Below are 18,557 nucleotides of genomic sequence, written 5' to 3' on the forward strand. Positions count from 1 at the left end.
TTTTGGGGCTACATTCCGCTTGTTTTAATTATTATTTTCGGCGTTTTTTCAGTAACGTACTTTCGCCCCTACGCACTTCAGTCAACCGGTGTTTTTATAATAATTACCTTTGCATTTGTTATCTGGTTTAACCGCCCTCGTTAAAATTAAAAGGAACTTAACTATGTCAACTCCAGCTCATTTATGGCTAACAGATGAAAACGGATCCCCTATCGTTGGTGGATGCCTGATGCCTACACGACTTGGCTCAATTGAAATGCGCACTCTAACGCATAACATCTCGGTTCCAGCCGATAGACATACCGGGAAGTTAACTGCAGCAAGAATCCATGCCCCAATAGTTTTCCAGAAAGAATTTGACCAGACAACGCCATTATTATTCCGCGCTTTGTGTCAGGGCAGAATACTCAAATCAGCCACAATAAAAATGTATAGAATTAATGAAGCAGGAATTGAAACTGAATACTTTAACATTGTGCTAGAAAACGTAAAAATCACCAGTATTACTCCATCACTCGTACCAGCAGGCATAGCAAGCACACACATGGAAAATATCGAGATTCGTTATGAGACAATTGTGTGGAAATACGTCGATGGGAATATTCAGTTTAAAGATGGTTGGAACGAGCGAATGATCGCTTAATAAAATAGCTAACGCCTCGCCTTACTCGTTGTGTAACCGTGTCGATGTTTAAAACAAGTGTTGATGTCGGCACGGTAAGCCGTGGTGTGGACATTACGCAGTTATCGCGTGACGTTAAAAAGGTAGCTACGGATGGTGCGCGTTGTAAAACTTCTGTTTATCTTAAAAAACAGATGGTTAATTTCCATCAACTACACTCTCCTGAGCAAAAACCGTCTCAGGAGAGAGAATGAACAACCTGCTACAGGAAAAAATTGGCCAGAACATCCTGGTAAAACTGGCGATGCTGGTGATTATTCTGGCGGGCATTCGCGCCGCCTCGGACATTCTGGTGCCCTTCTTACTGGCCAGCTTCCTGGCAATCGTGCTCAATCCGCTGGTGACGATGTTGATGCGGCGCGGCGTCAAACGTGGCTTGGCGATTACCTTGGTGATCAGCGTGATTTTTATCGTCGTGCTGTTACTGATTGCTGTACTCGCCAGCTCGGCCAGTGACTTCAGTGATACCTATCCGCAAATCCGCGCCATGCTTGAGCAGAAGCTGGCGGTGATGCAACATTTTGCCGCGCGTTTTCATATCAACATCTCTACCGAAGCGCTGGCGGCACGCCTCGATCCCAACGTGGTGATGGACATGGCCACATCGGTGTTGAAACAGCTGTCCGGCGCGATGACCAACGTGCTGCTGCTGATTCTCACCGTGGTATTTATGCTGTTTGAGGTGCGCCATCTGCCGTACAAAATGCGTAACGCGATGGTCAATCCACAGATCCGTATCGCCGGTCTGCACCGTGCACTGAAAGGCGTCACGCACTATCTGGCGCTAAAAACCCTGGTGAGTTTGATTACTGGCGTCGCCGTTTGGCTGTCGCTGCTGCTGCTCGGCGTGAAGTTCGCGCTGTTCTGGGGCGTGGTGGCGTTCATCCTTAATTTCATCCCCAATATCGGCCCGATCATCGCCGGCATCCCGCCGTTTATTCAGGCGCTGGTGCTGAATAATATTTATGACGCCATGCTGGTGGCGGCGCTGTTCAGTGCGATTCACATGGTGTTCGGCAATATGCTGGAGCCAAGATTGATGGGGCGCGGGCTGGGACTCTCGACGCTGGTGGTGTTTCTGTCGTTGATTTTCTGGGGCTGGCTGCTGGGCCCGGTCGGCATGTTATTGTCGGTGCCGCTTACTAGCGTGACCAAGATTTTGATGGAAACCACGCCGGGCGGCAGTCGGTTGGCGATTATGTTGGGGAACGGGCGGCCGGGTAAACGGGTGCGATAACAGCCAGGTCGCCATGAATGGCGACCCTACGCCGCTTATTGAAACACGCTGTTATCGGTAATTGCCTGCACATCGACTTTGTTCGGCAGAATATTCAGCTCGCTGAACAAGTCCGATACCTTCTGCACCTTCGCCACATCATCCGGCGTCACGCCACGCACGCCGTGGGAAATACGCGCAGTAATCTGCTGCGCGTCCGCCGGTTGCAGGCGCGTTAACTGCGCATACACCTCGTTATACTGCTGCGGATGCGCCAGCGCCCACTCGCGGGCTTTGGCAAGACGATGGGTGAAATCCGCAATCGCCGCGCGCTTGGCGGGATCGTCGAGCGAGCTTTGCGTGGCGGTGACAAACGACAGCGCGGTCGTCAGCCCTTTGCCGTCACGCAGCAGACGCGCGCCATGCTTTTCGGCAATGCCTAAATAGGGATCGAAGGTCGCCCACGCGGCAATCTGTCCTGAGTTAAACGCCGCGCTGGCGTCGGTCGGCAACACAAATCGCACCGGCACCGTATCACGCGGCACTTTCGCCTCTTCCAGCGCTTCATACAGCAAGTGCTGCGAGATACTGCCGCGCGCCGACGAGACGACAACCTGCTTGCCGGCCAGATCCTTCACGCTGTGGATCGGCGAGTCGGCGGGCACGATCAGCCCGTTCGAACCGGCGTCACCGACGTTGGTGGCGATGATCTTCAGCGGCACGCCGCCCGACGCCGCCATCAGCACCGGCAAATCACCTGCGTACGAGGTGTCCACCGCACCGGCACGCTGCGCTTCAAACAGCGGCGCTGCGCCCTGGAAATTCGCCCAGCGATATTGATAAGGCGCGTCTTTCATTACATCTGCCGCTTCGATCAGCGAACGCAGATTGCGCGCCTGATCGCCCAGCACCAGCGTGACTTTACTCAAATCAGGCGCCGCCTGACTGCCAAACGCCGCGCACAGCAGCAGCGCAGAAAATACCGGTTTCAGCCATTTCATTGGGAGATTCTCAAAGTGCGTTGCGGTTGAGCTGGCGGATGTAAGCATCCCAGTGCAGCTGATATTTGCGCTGGCGAATGCTGTTATCAAACGCCTGCGCGGCTTTCTCGGAAACAGCATCTGGCAGAATAATCAGATCCGCGCCGCCCGATTGTGCTGCCAACTGTGCCTGGCAGGCGCGTTCGAGGTAATAAAGGTTGTAGAAGGCTTCTTCAATGCTGCTGCCGCTGGTCAACAGACCGTGATTGCGCAGGATCAGCGCGTTGAGATCGCCAAGATCGGCGACGATGCGCTGCTGCTCGTCGAGATCCAGCGCGATGCCTTCGTAATCGTGATAACCAAGGCGATTATGGAAACGGGTGCTGTGTTGCGAAATCATCAGCAGGCCGTTGCGCTGCGCCGAAACGCCAATGCCCGCGGCGGTATGCGTATGCAGCACCGCATGGGCATCGGGCCGCGCGCGGTGAATCGCACTGTGAATAACAAATCCGGCAAGGTTAATTCCCAGCCCGGTTGGGTCGTCAATAATATTGCCGTCGATGTCGATTTTCACCAGCGTTTCCGCCTGGATTTCATCGAAGGTTTGCCCGAAAGCGTTGATAAGAAAGTGCGGCTGATCGCCCGGTACGCGCAGGGAAAAATGGGTGTAAATATGGTCGGTCCAGCGCAGCTTGGCCGCCAGATGGTAAGCCTGTGCCAGCTTGGTACGCGCCTGCCATTCGCCTTCGCTAATGCGCTGCCGTAACGATGTGACATCCAGGGTTTCAATGCTCATTTCCGCTCCTCATTTCAGGTCAATGTGCTTACCTAACATCGTGGCATAGCGTTTTTGCCGCTGGGAAATGCCAATAACGGCAAAACATTGTCAGTAAACGCAAAGTGAGATTGATCATTGACCTGTATCAGACCGGTTTATTCTTAAATCGCTACCCTACACAGCCCTGTGAAAATGGTATGCTGCTGACGCCGCAACCGCAGCTTATGCGCGGCGTAAACCCACCGAGGATTGTCTGGTGCCACTGAAAAAACGACATCACGATTTTGGCTGGCTCTTAATTGTCTGCGCCGGGTTGTTACCCTTGGTGCTCGGCATCCTTTGTACCGCCATCGAAGCGCGCCATACCGTCCACCAACAGCAGATTTCCACCGCCAATACCTTGCTCACTCAGGCTGAAAAGATGAGTGATAACGCATGGGATATGATCACTGAGCTGCGTCAGTATCACTATCAACCTTGCACACAAATCGAAGATCAGCTGCAGCGAGCGGGCACGCTCAATCCCTATTTCCGATCCATTGGTATGCTGAAAGGCGGCGACATCAGCTGCTCGTCCGCCTTTGGCCTGAAACACGGCACCTTAAGCGAAATGATGCTGCAGCCACCGCCGATTACCGGCAAAGCCTGGTGGAGCATCTCGGTGCGCGGCACTTACGGCGTACAGAACCGTCCTGCCGTGGTGTTTGTGCGCCAGCTCCCCGATACCAGCGGCTTTTGGGCGGTCATTGATGGCCAATATTTGATGGACTTTATGAACGCCATCGGCGGATCTCGTGGCTACCAAATGAGCCTGCAATTCAGCGGCGGTGCGGTGATCGCCAGCGGACCGAATGACATGCGGCCGAAGCTGTATATGAAAAGTGAAACTTTTATGGCCGAATCCAGCCGCTATCCCATCACCGTTAGTGTGACGGTTCCGGCTTCGGAGTTGCTGAAAGCCTGGCGTCAGGCGCTGTTCATCTTCCTGCCGATGGCGGCGATTTTCTCGATTCTGTTGATGATCCTCACCGCCAACTGGCTGCGTCGCCGTATCTCCTGGCACGATGAGATTGGCCGCGCTATCCGCGCGCGTCAGTTCTCGGTGCATTATCAGCCGGTTTACAGCAACACATTGCACGCCTGCGCCGGCGCCGAAGCCTTGCTGCGCTGGCAGCGCCCCAATGGCGACATGATTCGCCCGGATATCTTTATCAGCGCCGCTGAAGCCGAAGGCATGATTGTGCCGCTGACCCAGCATCTGCTGGAGTTGATGGCGGAAGATATTCAGGGCTGGCAGGTCGAACCCGGTTTCCACATCGGGCTGAATCTGGCGGCGGAACATCTGCAACATGCCGATTTCGTTGCTGACATTGAGCTGTTTGCTGAGCGCATCAAAGATAAACAGATGTGTATTACTCTGGAGCTGACCGAACGCAGCCTGATTGAAGATGGTGAAATGGTGGCGCGTAAACTGCGCCATTTGCGCGCGCAGGGCATGAAGGTGGCAATTGATGATTTCGGTACCGGACACTGCTCGCTGACTTATCTGCTCACCTTCCCGCTGGATTATCTGAAAATCGATCGTGGCTTTATTAACGCCATTGAAGGCCTCGACGTCGAAACGCCGGTGCTGGATGCGATTATTAATCTGTGCCACAAGCTGGAACTGGATGTACTCGGTGAAGGCGTAGAGACCGCAACACAATTTGAGTACCTTCGGCAGCGTGGTGTGATATTTATTCAGGGCTACTATTATGCCCGTCCGCTGGATAATGACCGGCTGCGTGCCTGGCTCAGCGAGCAAGGGCACAAGCCACTTCTCGTTGAGGAACATCATGAGCCTGAACTGCATCATTCTTGATGATTATCAGAACGTCGCCCAGTCACTTGCCGATTGGGCGTCTCTCGCCCCGCTGGTTAACACCACTTCCCTGACTGAACATTTCGCCGACCAGGATCAACTGGTTAAACACATCGCCCACGCCGACATTCTGGTGGTGATGCGCGAACGCACGCCGCTCAGCGCCGAGCTGATTGGCCGCTTGCCCAATCTGAAAATGGTAGTCACTTCCGGCATGCGTAATGCCTCCATCGATCTAGATGCCTGCGCAGAGCGCTATATCGCGGTATGTGGCACCGCCAGCAGCAGTGCGGCACCGCTGGAACTGACGTGGGGATTATTGCTTGGGCTAGCGCGCCATATCGTGCCGGAGAATCAAGCGCTGCGCAGCAACGGCGCGTGGCAGCACACCTTAGGCATGAGTCTGCAGGGCAAAACGCTGGGCTTGCTCGGACTGGGCAAAATCGGCGGCGAGATGGCAAAAGTAGCGCAGGCGTTTGGGATGAATGTATGTGCGTGGAGCCAGAATTTAACCGCTGAACGCGCCGCCGAGTGTGGCGTTGAGCGCTCGCCCTCGCTGGAAGTGCTGCTCAACAGCAGCGATGTGGTGTCGATTCATCTGGTATTGAGCGAACGCTCACGCCATTTGATCGATGCGGCGGCGCTGGCGCAGATGAAGCCTGGTGCGCTACTGATTAACACTTCGCGTGCCGGGATTGTTGATCAACAGGCGATGATCGCCGCGCTGCAATCGGGTCAGCTAGCCGGTGCAGGATTGGATGTGTTTGAACAGGAGCCGCTTCCTGCGGATCATCCGTTGCGTCTGCTGCCGAATGTGCTGGCGACGCCGCATCTCGGCTATGTTGCCGACAGCAATTATCACACCTACTTTACGCAGGCGGTGGAAGATATTAAGGGATGGTTGACCGGTGCGCCGCTGCGCTCGTTACTCTGAACGGCCTGCGCGACGTTTTTCAGCAATACGCAGCGCCACTTCAAGGCTATCTTCCGCCAGTGCGCCATTCGGCAAATCGCGCTGGGCGTTGAGACGTTGATTGATGCGCTCCAGCGTCGGCGTTAACTGCCCCACTAATTGCTGATATTCATCAAGCTGCGTGATGGGTTGGTTACGTGCGATGCTGGTTTGTGTCAGCCGTTGCAGCTGACGAAAGCTCTCCATCGCCTGGCTGGTGAGTAATCCGGCCTGGCGCCAGCTTTTCAGGCGTTGCAGCAGTTCATCGGGTTGTTGCGCCAATAATGCCAGCTGCGCATCGGCTCGCTCGCCACAGTTAATCCACTCAATCGAGGTACTGGAAACGGCAGCCGTACGAGGTGCCGCAGGCACAAAATTGATAAGATTCCTTTCTACACTGTCGATCATCGACAGCCAGGGATTCTTAAAAGACTGGGCGTTTTTCCTCGACATGAACACTCCACCAAAGCACGGCGGCAGAGTATTACTGAATGCTTACAAACTGGCAAGCGGTGCTTACCGCCTCGCTTAATGGTAAGTTTTTCTTATTTATTTGCGCAACAATCAGGTATGGCAATAAAGCCGTGGCATACCAGAATAATTGATTATTTGATCGCCGTTCGGGAGTTGATACATCTGATAAAAATCATTATTAGCTTCGCGCCCCGAAGTGAAAAGAACCTGTGCTGCCAGCGCGGCAGGCACCGTATCGTTGGCCATAATCTGCACCTGATGCGTATTCACCAGCATAAAATCACCCTGCCGATGCCAGCTGTAATCTGATACCCGATTTAATTGATAATGACGATCGCTGAGCGTGATGGTGCCGGTCAGAATTGAACTGCCGCTGCCATCAGCTTTAAAACGATTGCGCACCGTGGCATTAATCACGCCACCTGGCTGCGCTTCATTCTGAATACGATAGGGAAATTCACACCATTCCGGTACCGGTTCGGCTGGGCGTACCAGCAACACCAGTGCCCACGGCAAGATAAAAGCAACAAAGAGGGCAACAGCCAGAAGTGATTTACGCATCCGGTAATTCCTGAGCAGATACCATCCACGACAGACATTCATTGTTCTTTTGCGACATCGGTCGCGCGCAGAGAAATGCGCTGGTAAACACGCGGGTACGCGAACGATTGATATAAAGCAAAGGCGGTGTCGATCCATCCGCCAGACGCGGCTTTAAATCGCGAAAGCGGCGCAGGGCATCCTGAACCACAAAAGAGTTTGGCAATAGGCTTTCGGCGATAAACACCTGCGTTCGCGCCTCCTGACCATAGGATTTGTAATCAGTGCCTTCATGTCCCGCTGGTGCTAACTCGTGTCGTGCAACCAGTGCAAGCATCGCATTGAGCAGCAAAAAACCGGCCAGCACTCCGCGCAGCAACCAGGATTTTTTCTTAGCGACAACAGGATTAGCTTGCGGTGCAGGCTGAATGTTCACCGGCATCTCAGGCTCTGATTTCACAGACAGCGTGTCGTTGCAGGGTTCAACATCAACCTGCTCCGCCAGCACGCAGCCAATTAGCGGCACCTGGTGAATCAACGCACCTGGCGCATGAGCATGTAGTGCCAGGCGATTGATCTCGGCAATGGTCGTAGTGAGGCGATCGGCAAAGGGCACATCAGAAGGTTCCCGTTGGAACAGCACATGCAGCGCCTGATTACGTACCAGTTTCCCCTGCGCATTGAGCACGCGGCGTAATACTGCGCATTGAAGCGTACTCAACGCAACACGTTGTGTTGAGGCATTCAGCGGATAAAACACCTGTTGTTCGGCATCAAAACAGAGACTTTTGGCATACAAAACATAACGCGCCATGCGAATCCTGATTTCCAAAAAAGCAATTGGCGTAAGTATAAGTAGTTTAACCATAAGGCGCACGCTAACCGCAGAGTGTGATGTTATTTTCCTGCCTTTTTTTGACGCGTTTAAGCATGAATAAAGCCGTATCATTAGCTAAAAAATAGCCAGTTAATGGTGAAAACATGACAAATATCACACTAAATCGGTATACTCTGTCGCGGTTGGCAATCATTACCCCCCTAATAATTGCCCGGCAGGCCAGGGAAAAACGTTATTTCCCGGCTATGCTTTAATTTTCTCAACGCCGCGGACTGTTGGCATTTATTGAGTCCGCAGCGTTGAGGATTTTTCGAATTCCAATACAGGGTATCTGCATGAAACTACGTAGGAAGCGTGTAAAACCTATCGGGATTGATGATGTCACGATTATCGATGACTCCCGTTTACGTAAAGCCATTACCGCAGCTTCGCTGGGCAACGCGATGGAATGGTTTGATTTTGGTGTTTATGGCTTTGTGGCTTATGCGCTGGGTAAGGTGTTCTTCCCGGATGCTTCACCAAGTGTACAGATGATTGCTGCACTGGGTACGTTCTCAGTTCCGTTCCTGATTCGTCCGCTCGGTGGTTTGTTCTTTGGCATGTTGGGCGATAAATATGGTCGCCAGAAAATTCTCTCTATCACCATTGTCATCATGTCGATCAGTACCTTCTGTATTGGCTTGATACCCTCTTATGCCTCGATTGGTATCTGGGCACCGATCCTGCTGCTGTTGGCAAAAATGGCGCAGGGCTTCTCGGTCGGCGGTGAATACACCGGCGCATCGATCTTCGTTGCCGAGTATTCGCCTGACCGTAAGCGCGGCTTTATGGGCAGCTGGCTCGACTTCGGTTCGATTGCCGGCTTCGTGCTGGGTGCGGGCGTTGTGGTACTGATCTCCACCATCATCGGTGAAGAGAAGTTCCTTGAGTGGGGCTGGCGCATTCCGTTCTTTATCGCGCTGCCGCTGGGCATCATTGGTTTGTATCTGCGTCATGCGCTGGAAGAAACGCCGGCGTTCCAGCAGCACGTTGAGAAACTGGAACAGGGCGACCGTGAAGGACTGCGCGATGGCCCGAAAGTGTCGTTTAAAGAGATTGCGACCAAACACTGGAAAAGCCTGTTGGCCTGTATCGGTCTGGTGATTGCCACCAACGTGACCTACTACATGCTGCTGACCTACATGCCGAGTTATCTGTCGCATAACCTGCACTACTCGGAAGATCACGGCGTGTTAATCATTATCGCCATCATGATGGGTATGCTGTTTGTGCAGCCAGTGATGGGTATGCTGAGTGACCGTTTTGGCCGTCGTCCGTTTATCATCATTGGTTCTATCGCGCTGTTTGCCTTCGCAATTCCTTCATTTATGCTGATCAACAGCGGCGTGTTGGGCCTGATTTTTGCCGGTCTGCTGCTGATGGCGGTGATTCTTAATGCCTTTACCGGTGTAATGGCATCGTCGCTACCTGCGATGTTCCCAACCCACATTCGCTACAGCGCCTTAGCAAGTGCCTTTAATATCTCGGTGCTGATTGCCGGTTTGACTCCGACACTCGCCGCTTATTTAGTCGAAGCCACTAACAATCTGTATATGCCGGCTTACTACCTGATGGTTGTCGCGGTGATTGGTTTGATTACCGGTATCTACATGAAAGAGACCGCTAACAAGCCGCTGCGCGGTGCCACTCCGGCGGCGTCGGATCTCGAAGAAGCGCGTGAAATCCTGCAGGAGCATCACGACAACATCGAGCAGAAAATCGAAGATATTGATGACGAGATCGCCAAGCTTGAGGCGAAACGTAAAAACCTGGTGCAGCAGCACCCGGACATCAACGAGTAATCTTCCCCACTCCCGCCGCCCGGCGGGAGTTTTCGTTTCCGCACACAATCCTTCATGCGCAGTGCCGAAAAGGGGTAAACTATTGCCACTTTTTTAACCTGCATAAGTTGTAGAGCATGTCTGAATTTAATCTGATCCAGCGCCCAAGAAGGCTGCGCAAAAGCGCGTCAATGCGCGAAATGTTCCAGGAATCCAACCTAAGCATCAACGATCTGGCGCTGCCGATCTTCGTTGAAGAAGGCGTGGACGATTACGTGCCAATTAACGCCATGCCGGGCGTGGTGCGTATTCCAGAAAAACGTTTGGCGTATGAGATCGAACGTATTGCTAAAGCGGGTATTCGTTCGGTGATGACCTTCGGCATTTCCCACCATACCGATGCCACCGGCAGCGATGCCTGGAACGAAAACGGTTTGGTGGCGCGTATGTCGCGTATCTGCAAAGACACCGTGCCAGAAATGATCATGATGTCTGATACCTGTTTCTGCGAATACACCAGCCACGGCCATTGCGGCGTGCTGTGCGATCACGGCGTTGATAACGACCAAACGCTGATAAATCTCGGTAAGCAAGCCGTGGTGGCAGCGCAAGCCGGCGCCGACTTTATCGCCCCTTCTGCCGCGATGGATGGCCAGGTGAAAGCCATTCGCCAGGCGCTGGACGCCGCAGGCTTCACCGATACCGCCATCATGTCGTATTCGACCAAGTTCGCCTCCTCCTTCTACGGCCCGTTCCGTGAAGCAGCAGGCACCGCGCTGAAAGGCGATCGTAAGACTTATCAGATGAATCCAATGAACCGCCGTGAAGCACTGCGCGAGTCGCTGCTTGATGAAGCGGAAGGCGCAGATTCACTGATGGTGAAACCAGCGGGTGCTTATCTCGATATCCTGCGCGATATCCGCGAACGCACTACGTTGCCGTTGGCGGCGTACCAGGTTAGCGGTGAGTACGCGATGATTAAATTCGCCGCACAGGCGGGCGCCATCGACGAACGTAATGTGGTTCTGGAAAGCCTGGGCGCGATTAAACGTGCCGGTGCCGATCTCATTTTCAGCTATTTTGCCCTTGATCTCGCCGAGCAAAAAGTGCTCTGATTATCGTTACGCCTGGCATCGGACATCGCATCCCGTTGCCAGGCGCTTTCAGCCTTTATGGCACCAACACCAGTGTTTCAGTAATTCCATAATTAATAAGAGTAACGCGATGAAAGCACCTGCACTGCCTGCGGACGAGTCACATCGTCTGGCCCAGTTACGTGCGCTCAACATTCTGCACACGCCGGCAGAAGAGCGTTTCGACCGATTAACCCGCCTTGCCCGTCGTTTGTTTGGCGTGCCCGTCGCGCTGGTCAGCCTGCTGGAAGAGGACCATCAGTGGTTCAAATCAGCGGCCGGTTACGCTGCTACCACCGCACCACGTAATACCTCATTTTGTGGCCATGCAATCCTGCAAGATGATGTGATGGTGGTTGAAAACGCGCTAGAAGACGAACGTTTCCACGACAACCCGTTGGTGAGCGGCGAAAACAGCCCAGTGCGTTTTTACGCCGGGTGTCCACTGCGCACGCCCGCCGGAGCCAAAATCGGCACGCTGTGTATTATCGATCACCATGCGCGCCAGTTCGATGCAGACGATATTCATACACTGCGCGATTTGGCCGCAATGGCGGAAGCGGAGCTGGTGGCTTTCCAGACCGCGACCTCAGATGAACTGACGCAAATCACCAATCGCCGCGGCTTTATGACGCTCGGCCAGCTGGCGCTGAATGAGTGCCAGGTGAAGCAGTTACCCGCCAGCCTGACGTTCCTCGATCTCGATCGCTTTAAAGCCATCAACGATACCCTCGGCCATCGCGAAGGCGACCGCGCACTGATGGATTTTGCCGATGCCATGAAAGTGAGTTTCCGCCACGCGGATATCTTTGCCCGTTTGGGTGGCGATGAGTTTGTGGTGCTGTTTAACGGCTTGCAGCTCGCCGATGCCGAAGGCGTGTTGGCGCGCTTTGATGGTTTCCTGCAACAGCAAACGCAGAATCTGGAGCGGCGTTACGCCCTGCACTTCTCATCGGGGATTGTTGAGTTCGATCCTGACCATCCGCAATCGCTGGAACAATTGCTGGAAGGTAGCGACGAACGGATGTACGCCGCTAAGAATGGGAAAAAGAAGATGAGTTGATGTTGGTCGCCATGAATGGCGCCCCTACGGTTAATTGCCAGCTAAATCCGCGATTAATGTCTGATTAAACTTCTGCGGCTCTTCCATTTGCGGCGCGTGGCCCATGCCAGGGAATTCGATTAAGCGTGCGCCGGGAATCAGCTGCGCCACCTGCTTGCCCAGCACGTTGTAATGTCCGAGTTTTGCTTTCACGTCCGGCGGCGCGATATCGCTGCCAATCGCCGTGGTATCAGCGGTACCGATCATTAAGGTGGTTGGCACGCGCAGATCTTTAAATTCGTAATAAACCGGCTGCGTGAAGATCATGTCGTAGATTAACGCCGAGTTCCACGCCACTTTCTTGTGGCCCGGTCCGCTGTTTAGTCCGGCCAGCATATCGACCCATTTGTCATACTCCGGCTTCCACTGGCCGCTGTAATAAGTCTGCTGTTCATACTTCTTGATACCCGCCGCATCCAGCTTGAGTTCACGTTGATACCACTGATCCACCGATCGCCACGGCGCGCCTTTGGCCTTCCAGTCTTCTAAACCGATGGGATTGACCAGCACCAGCTTCTGCGTTTGCTGTGGATACATCAGCGCATAGCGCGTCGCCAGCATGCCGCCGGTGGAATGCCCAACAATAATGACATTGTCGATACCCAGTTGCTGCAACAGCTGATGGGTGTTCTGCGCCAGCTGCTGGAAAGTGTATTGATAGTTAGCCGGTTTGGTTGAGCTGCAGAAGCCAATCTGATCCGGCGCAATCACCCGATAACCTTTCTGGCTCAGCGCTTTGATGGTGCCGTCCCAGGTTGCGCCGCAGAAGTTCTTGCCGTGCATCAGCACCACGGTTTTGCCGTTGGCCTGCTGCGTAGGTTTGACATCCATATAACCCATGCTCATCGCTTGCTGCTGCGAGGTGAAGTTAAAGTGCTGCAGCGGATAGGGATAGTTGAAACCTTCCAACTGCTCGCCATACACATTGGCAGCGAGCGCCGGGGCGGTACCACAAAGCGCCATCGACGCCAGAATAATGGCAAGTGACTGTTTTGGCTTGAAACGAAAATCCATAGCGCCATTCCTCAAGAGTGAAAACCTTCAGTCTGGCACGTTAATTCGCGTTAAGTATTGATGAAGTGTGCCGCCAAAAAGCACGACTTTTACTATTAAGCATCTCAATGCGATGAAAAATTTGAGTTAATAATAACGTCCGTTATTACGATAAATATTCAACACCATCACAACAAGAAAACCTGTAAATTCACGAAAACCAAGACCGGTCTTGATGACAAATAACAAAATAGTTCAATAATCAGAAAACTTTACATTAATTGCAGAATGGAAAGATTAATTAAATTACACTCTGTGCGTGTTAATGGAGGACTATGATGACACAGCAAAAATACAATGAAGGGGTAATTGATTCGGTAACCGAATGGATTATGGCTAACCTGGATCAACGTTTAAGCATCGATGATATCGCACTGAAGTCCGGCTATTCTAAATGGTATTTACAGAAACTCTTCGCCCGCTATCACAATGAAACGCTGGCACGCTACATTCGTAAAAAGAAACTGGTTCACTGTATCAATGATTTAAAAGACAGCAATGCGCCGATTATCAGTCTGGCGGTTAAATACCATTTCGAAAGCCAGCAATCCTTTACTCGATCGTTTAAGCATGTATTGGGCTGCACGCCGCTGTATTGCCGCAAGCGCCAGCTCGATGATGAAACCAAACAAGCAATGCGTGAAAGTAGCGATCCCTGTGTGCTGTGTCGTCAAGCGGGTTTTGATGCCACAGAACGTGCTAAAGAGATTGTTACGCCGCTAGCGCGCAACGATAGATTTCTGCCCCGGCTCAGCTGTGTGATGCGTTGATAAATAACGGTTCTTTTATTAACGCCTTTTGACGTCAACAGACTTATTCATTTCAATTAAATGATATATTTCATCAATGAAAAACGGATGGCGCACCATCCGTTTACTCATTTAGTAGTTCGATTTATTCGGCGCGATTAAACGCTTTTTAAAATGCGCGAGCCGATTATCCAGAGCATCGGTATAAAGCATGGTATCCACGCCGACAGCAACAAAGTTTGCCCCCCAACTGATGGCGCGTTCTGCCATTTCAAGATTAACTGCCAGAAAACCGGCCGCTTTTCCTGCACAGCGGATGCGTTTAATACTGTGCTCAATCACCTTCTGCACTTCAGGATGTGCTGCGTTATCGGGATAACCCAATGAGGCGGATAAATCTGCCGGGCCAATAAATATCCCGTCAACGCCTTCGACTTCCAGTAACGCATCCAGATTATCAATCGCCGTTTTGCTTTCGGCCTGAATCAACAGACACAACTCTTCATTGGCGCGTGCCATGTAATTTTCCACGCGTCCCCAACGTGCCGCACGCGCCACGCCCGCTCCGACGCCGCGCGTACCGTAAGGCGGATAGCGTGTCGCCTTCACCAGCGCTCTTGCCTGCTCGGCGCTATCGATCATTGGTACCAGCAAGGTGCGCGCACCGATATCCAGCACCTGCTTAATCAGTGCGGTCTGGAATTCAATCGGGCGAATCACAGGCTGGCTGCGATAAGGTGCAACCGCCTGCAATTGATGATAGAGATCCTGCACGGTATTCGGGGCGTGTTCGCCATCAATCAGTAACCAGTCGTAGCCGCTGGTGGCAGCAATTTCGGCCAGATACGACGATGTACTGCTCAGCCACAAACCAATCTGCGTTTCACCTTTAGCCAATCCGGCTTTGAAAGGATTTTTTAATGGGTCCTGCATAGCTTCTCCTTATTCAATGACTTGGCTGCTGAGAGTGCGGCAACTGACGCTCCACTTTCAGGCTGAGGATAATGATTGAACCGATGGCGGCAATCAGCGCCAGCGCCAGCAATCCAGCGGCACTGCTGTTAAATTGCATCTCGGCATTTACGCGAATCAACGGCGCGAGGAAGCCACCCACAGCACCAAACAAGTTGACGAAGCCGATGCCTGCCGCCAGCGCGGTACCAGAAAGCAGCTGCGTCGGCATGGTCCAGAACACCGGTTGCACGGCAATAAACCCCACCGCCGCGACGCTAAGCGCGATGATGGCCAACAGCGGCGAAACTAATCCGGACAAACCAATCCCGACCGCCGCCGCCAGCAACGTAAACGCCGCCACCCGGCGACGCTCGCCACTGCGATCGGAATAGCGTGGAATCAGCCAGGTACCAAACAGCGCCGCAACCCACGGAATCGCCGCCACCAGCGAGGCGAGGAAACCGACTTTAGTGCCCAACAGCGCCGCCACTTGCGATGGCAGGAAGAAGATCAGTCCATATACCGCAATCTGGATGGTCATGTAGATGATGGCGAGTTGCCAGACGCGACCATTGCGCAGCGCATCACGCAGGTGTGCAGTCGGCTTTTGCTGCTCTTCGCTGTCCAGCTGACGTTGCAGCGCCTGCTTCTCCTCTGCGCTGAGAAAACGCGCTTTTGCCGGCGTGTCGTCGATATAGCTGAAGGTGAAAACACCGGCCGCTACAGCCAGCAATCCTTCAATGATAAACATCCAGAACCAGCCGGGATGACCCAGTACGCCGTGCATTTCCAGCAGTGCGCCAGAAAGCGGTGAACCCAGCGTCAACGCCAGCGGCGCGCCCATATAGAACAGCCCCATTACGCTGGCGCGCTGCTGCTGCGGAAACCACAGCGAGGTGAGATAAATCATGCCGGGGAAGAAACCCGCCTCAGCGGCGCCGAGCAAGGTACGCACCAGCAGGAATTTGGCTTCGGTATCAGCAAACGCCATCGCCGCCGAAAGAAATCCCCACAGCAGCGTGGTGCCGCCAATCCAGCTGCGCGCGCCGAATCGCTTCATCAACAAATTGGCTGGTACGCCAAGCAGCGCGTACACCACAAAGAAGATTCCGGCACCTAACGCGTAAGCTTCATTACTCAGACCGGTATCAAGTTGATACGCCTCTTTAGCGAAACCGATGTTGGCGCGATCGAGAAACGCCAGCACGTAGAGCATCAACATGAAAGGAATAAGACGTGCGCGGTTCTTTTTAACCGCGCTTAACACCAGATTATCCATGGTAAAACCCTCACGCACGGCTGCGACGCGTCGCCGCAGCCGCTGCGATTAGTGTTGATAAGGACGCTTCAGTCCATCGCGATTCAGTTCCACGCCGAAGCCCGGTTTATCCAGCACCGTTTTGTGCATGCGACCGTTGACCGGCACCGGTTCGTTGATCAGCAGCGGATCAAACTGCGGGCGCAGCGTACTGCAATCCGGGCTGGTCATCAGGAATTCACTGAATGGGCTGTTGGTGAAGGTGATCACCGCATGATGCGAGTAAACTGAAGAGCCATGCGGCACCACCAGCTGACCGCGTGATTTCGCCAGCGCCGCTACCTCAACCAGCGTGGTCAGGCCGCCGCACCAACCCACATCCGGCTGCAGAATATCGATGCCGGTTTCTGCCAGCGTGCGGAACGATTGCAGCGTGCCGTGATGTTCACCGCTGGTGATCAACATGCCCTGCGGCGCTTGCTGTTTAAGCTGTGCGTAACCTTCAAACTGTTGCGGCGGCAAACACTCTTCCAGCCACTTGACGTTATAAGGCGCGCAGGCGTGTGCCAGTTTGGTGGCGAAATTGACGTCCTGACTCATCCAGCAATCAAGCATCAGCCAGAAATCCGGGCCGCAGGTTTCGCGATAGTGAGCGATGCGCGCTACCTCTTTTCGGATGCCTTCATCGCCATCATGTGGTCCCCACTGCACCGCCATTTTGCCGCCGATAAAGCCCATCTTCTGCGCCAGATCCGGACGCGCGCCGGTGGCGTAGAACTGCAGTTCATCGCGCACCGCGCCGCCCAGCAGTTTGTAGACCGGCAGATCGGTGACTTTGCCGAACAGATCCCACAGCGCCAAATCGACACATGAAATGGTGTTCATCACCAACCCGCCCGATCCGGCGTAGTACATGGTGGCGTTCATCATCTGGTCGTGGATCAGTTTTATATCGCTAACGCAGCGCCCTTCGAGGAAACGATTGAGATGCTTTTCCACGATGAAACAGCCCATTTCGCCACCGGTGGTAATGGCGAAACCGGTTTGACCGTTATCAGCTTCAACTTCAACGATCAGCGTGCCTAACACGTTGATGCCAAAGGATTGACGCGACTGCTCATACTGTTTGTATTTGCTCATTGGCGTGGCGACGTGGTCGTCAATCCAGTGATTAGCACCTTGATCGTGATAATCGCCGCCAGCCGCCGCTTTATCAGCGGTAGCGCCACCGGCAAAGTAGGCGCGGACAGTTTTAATTTTAGGTAGGGACATGCTCTTCTCCTGGTTACGAGGCGTGTTTTTCCGCCGGGCTACGCCAGCCCAGCAGACGGGAAATATCGCGGGCGCAGGCAATCACCTGACCAGCAAGGTAATCGCGTTTGTCGTCGTCAATCTCGAGTCGGGTGCCGACCAGTGAAATGGCGGCAACTAATTGCTGGCGGGCATTGAAAATCGGCGCGGCAACGCAGCGCACATCGGGATAATCTTCACCGTTATCAAAGCTCCAGCCCTGACGGCGAATGCGTGCCAGCTCGGTGCGGAGCGCGTCGGCATTGCGCAGCGAGGTTGGCGTCACAGCCACAAAGCGCATGTCGCTAATGATGCGTTCCTGCTCTTCAGGCCGTTGCCAGGCCAGTAAACATTTGCCAATGCCCGAGCGATAGAGCGACAGGCTTTTCCCTTCGTGCGAGCGCACGCTGATGGTGGCAGCTGATTCGAGTTTGAGGATGTAGCAGGCGTGGCCGCCATCGAGGATGCCGAGGTGACACAGCAGATTGGTCTGCTGCATTAAGCGCGTCAGACGTGGACGCGCGATATCGCGGATATCCATGTGCTGCAACGCGTGGCCGGCAAACTCCACCAGCCGCGTCCACAGGCAGTAGTTGTTGTTGCGATCGATGGTGATCAGACGCTGTTTTTTCAATTCAGCGAACAGCAGATAGGCGCTGCTTTTGGGAAGCGCCAGCGTTTCAATGATCTCGGCGGCGCTGCACGGTCCGTGCTGGGCAATGTAGTCGAGAATCGCAATGGCGCGCGTCAGCGCCGGGACGGGCGTAATTTCCAACATGCTGGACTCCAGTCTGATGATCTGGAGCGCAGTGTTGTGGTTTTAACCTCTAAGAAGTGTGCGCCGCTTCAAATTACGTGGCGCACAGTGCATTTGGCG

At 53.6% G+C, this 18,557-nt stretch carries 18 protein-coding genes; 8 read left to right on the forward strand and 10 right to left on the reverse strand.

What is annotated here, in order from left to right; translation table 11 throughout:
- The first annotated feature begins 163 nt into the window (after positions 1 to 163).
- Positions 164 to 643, forward strand: coding sequence for a type VI secretion system tube protein TssD (gene tssD, locus FHW71_RS22090; RefSeq protein ID WP_179453084.1), 480 nt, complete (start codon positions 164 to 166; stop codon positions 641 to 643).
- Positions 644 to 872: 229 nt separating this feature from the next.
- Positions 873 to 1,919 carry an AI-2E family transporter gene (locus tag FHW71_RS22095; RefSeq protein ID WP_179453085.1) on the forward strand — a complete coding sequence of 349 codons (1,047 nt, stop codon included), beginning with the start codon at positions 873 to 875 and terminating at the stop codon, positions 1,917 to 1,919.
- 35 nt (positions 1,920 to 1,954) lie between these two features.
- On the opposite strand, the gene FHW71_RS22100 is transcribed toward FHW71_RS22095, so the two are convergent.
- Both FHW71_RS22100 and FHW71_RS22105 read right to left on the reverse strand, forming a co-directional pair.
- Complete coding sequence (locus FHW71_RS22100) at positions 1,955 to 2,899, reverse strand: ABC transporter substrate-binding protein (RefSeq protein WP_154157240.1); 945 nt, start codon at positions 2,897 to 2,899, stop codon at positions 1,955 to 1,957.
- Between the two features lie 10 nt (positions 2,900 to 2,909).
- Positions 2,910 to 3,674 carry a class II aldolase/adducin family protein gene (locus FHW71_RS22105; RefSeq protein WP_179453086.1) on the reverse strand — a complete coding sequence of 255 codons (765 nt, stop codon included), beginning with the start codon at positions 3,672 to 3,674 and terminating at the stop codon, positions 2,910 to 2,912.
- Between the two features lie 238 nt (positions 3,675 to 3,912).
- Between FHW71_RS22105 and FHW71_RS22110 the strand changes: the two genes are divergently transcribed.
- Complete coding sequence (locus tag FHW71_RS22110) at positions 3,913 to 5,517, forward strand: EAL domain-containing protein (protein ID WP_179453087.1); 1,605 nt, start codon at positions 3,913 to 3,915, stop codon at positions 5,515 to 5,517.
- Positions 5,492 to 6,451, forward strand: coding sequence for a D-2-hydroxyacid dehydrogenase family protein (locus FHW71_RS22115; protein ID WP_179453088.1), 960 nt, complete (start codon positions 5,492 to 5,494; stop codon positions 6,449 to 6,451). The genes FHW71_RS22110 and FHW71_RS22115 overlap by 26 nt, the downstream gene beginning before the upstream one ends.
- Here the strand turns inward: FHW71_RS22115 and FHW71_RS22120 are convergent.
- The 3 genes from FHW71_RS22120 to FHW71_RS22130 form a co-directional block, all read right to left on the reverse strand.
- Entirely contained in the window at positions 6,443 to 6,922 is a 480-nt protein-coding gene (locus FHW71_RS22120; protein ID WP_179453089.1) for a hypothetical protein, read from the reverse strand. The two genes, FHW71_RS22115 and FHW71_RS22120, sit on opposite strands and share 9 nt — an antisense overlap.
- Before the next feature lie 111 nt (positions 6,923 to 7,033).
- Complete coding sequence (locus tag FHW71_RS22125) at positions 7,034 to 7,504, reverse strand: hypothetical protein (protein ID WP_179453090.1); 471 nt, start codon at positions 7,502 to 7,504, stop codon at positions 7,034 to 7,036.
- Complete coding sequence (locus FHW71_RS22130) at positions 7,497 to 8,297, reverse strand: hypothetical protein (protein ID WP_179453091.1); 801 nt, start codon at positions 8,295 to 8,297, stop codon at positions 7,497 to 7,499. Before FHW71_RS22130 ends, FHW71_RS22125 begins: the two co-directional genes overlap by 8 nt.
- Positions 8,298 to 8,656: 359 nt before the next feature.
- Here FHW71_RS22130 and proP point away from each other — a divergent pair, with 359 nt between their 5' ends.
- From proP to FHW71_RS22145, 3 genes are all read left to right on the forward strand, one after another.
- Positions 8,657 to 10,162, forward strand: a complete 1,506-nt coding sequence (proP, locus tag FHW71_RS22135; protein WP_008108164.1) for a glycine betaine/L-proline transporter ProP — start codon at positions 8,657 to 8,659, stop codon at positions 10,160 to 10,162.
- Positions 10,163 to 10,278: 116 nt separating this feature from the next.
- Entirely contained in the window at positions 10,279 to 11,256 is a 978-nt protein-coding gene (gene hemB, locus FHW71_RS22140) for a porphobilinogen synthase (RefSeq protein ID WP_179453092.1), read from the forward strand.
- 109 nt (positions 11,257 to 11,365) lie between these two features.
- Positions 11,366 to 12,337, forward strand: a complete 972-nt coding sequence (locus FHW71_RS22145) for a sensor domain-containing diguanylate cyclase (RefSeq protein ID WP_179453093.1) — start codon at positions 11,366 to 11,368, stop codon at positions 12,335 to 12,337.
- A 30-nt stretch (positions 12,338 to 12,367) separates the two neighbouring features.
- Here FHW71_RS22145 and FHW71_RS22150 read toward each other — a convergent pair whose 3' ends face one another.
- Positions 12,368 to 13,390, reverse strand: coding sequence for an alpha/beta hydrolase (locus FHW71_RS22150; protein WP_179453094.1), 1,023 nt, complete (start codon positions 13,388 to 13,390; stop codon positions 12,368 to 12,370).
- 317 nt (positions 13,391 to 13,707) lie between these two features.
- Here FHW71_RS22150 and FHW71_RS22155 point away from each other — a divergent pair, with 317 nt between their 5' ends.
- Positions 13,708 to 14,199, forward strand: a complete 492-nt coding sequence (locus FHW71_RS22155; RefSeq protein ID WP_179453150.1) for a helix-turn-helix domain-containing protein — start codon at positions 13,708 to 13,710, stop codon at positions 14,197 to 14,199.
- A 111-nt stretch (positions 14,200 to 14,310) separates the two neighbouring features.
- Here FHW71_RS22155 and yfaU read toward each other — a convergent pair whose 3' ends face one another.
- Genes yfaU through FHW71_RS22175 form a run of 4 tightly spaced genes read right to left on the reverse strand, consistent with a single transcriptional unit; the run spans position 14,311 to position 18,458 of the window.
- On the reverse strand, positions 14,311 to 15,111 hold the full coding sequence (gene yfaU, locus FHW71_RS22160; protein ID WP_179453095.1) for a 2-keto-3-deoxy-L-rhamnonate aldolase: 801 nt from the start codon (positions 15,109 to 15,111) through the stop codon (positions 14,311 to 14,313).
- Positions 15,112 to 15,124: 13 nt separating this feature from the next.
- Positions 15,125 to 16,411, reverse strand: coding sequence for an MFS transporter (locus FHW71_RS22165; protein WP_179453096.1), 1,287 nt, complete (start codon positions 16,409 to 16,411; stop codon positions 15,125 to 15,127).
- Between the two features lie 48 nt (positions 16,412 to 16,459).
- Positions 16,460 to 17,662, reverse strand: coding sequence for an L-rhamnonate dehydratase (gene rhmD / locus FHW71_RS22170; protein ID WP_179453097.1), 1,203 nt, complete (start codon positions 17,660 to 17,662; stop codon positions 16,460 to 16,462).
- A gap of 13 nt (positions 17,663 to 17,675) precedes the next feature.
- Positions 17,676 to 18,458 carry an IclR family transcriptional regulator gene (locus FHW71_RS22175; protein ID WP_154194003.1) on the reverse strand — a complete coding sequence of 261 codons (783 nt, stop codon included), beginning with the start codon at positions 18,456 to 18,458 and terminating at the stop codon, positions 17,676 to 17,678.
- Positions 18,459 to 18,557: the final 99 nt, after the last annotated feature.

Source organism: Enterobacter sp. Sphag1F, from assembly GCF_014193275.1.
Taxonomy (GTDB): Bacteria; Pseudomonadota; Gammaproteobacteria; order Enterobacterales; family Enterobacteriaceae; genus Pantoea; species Pantoea symbiotica.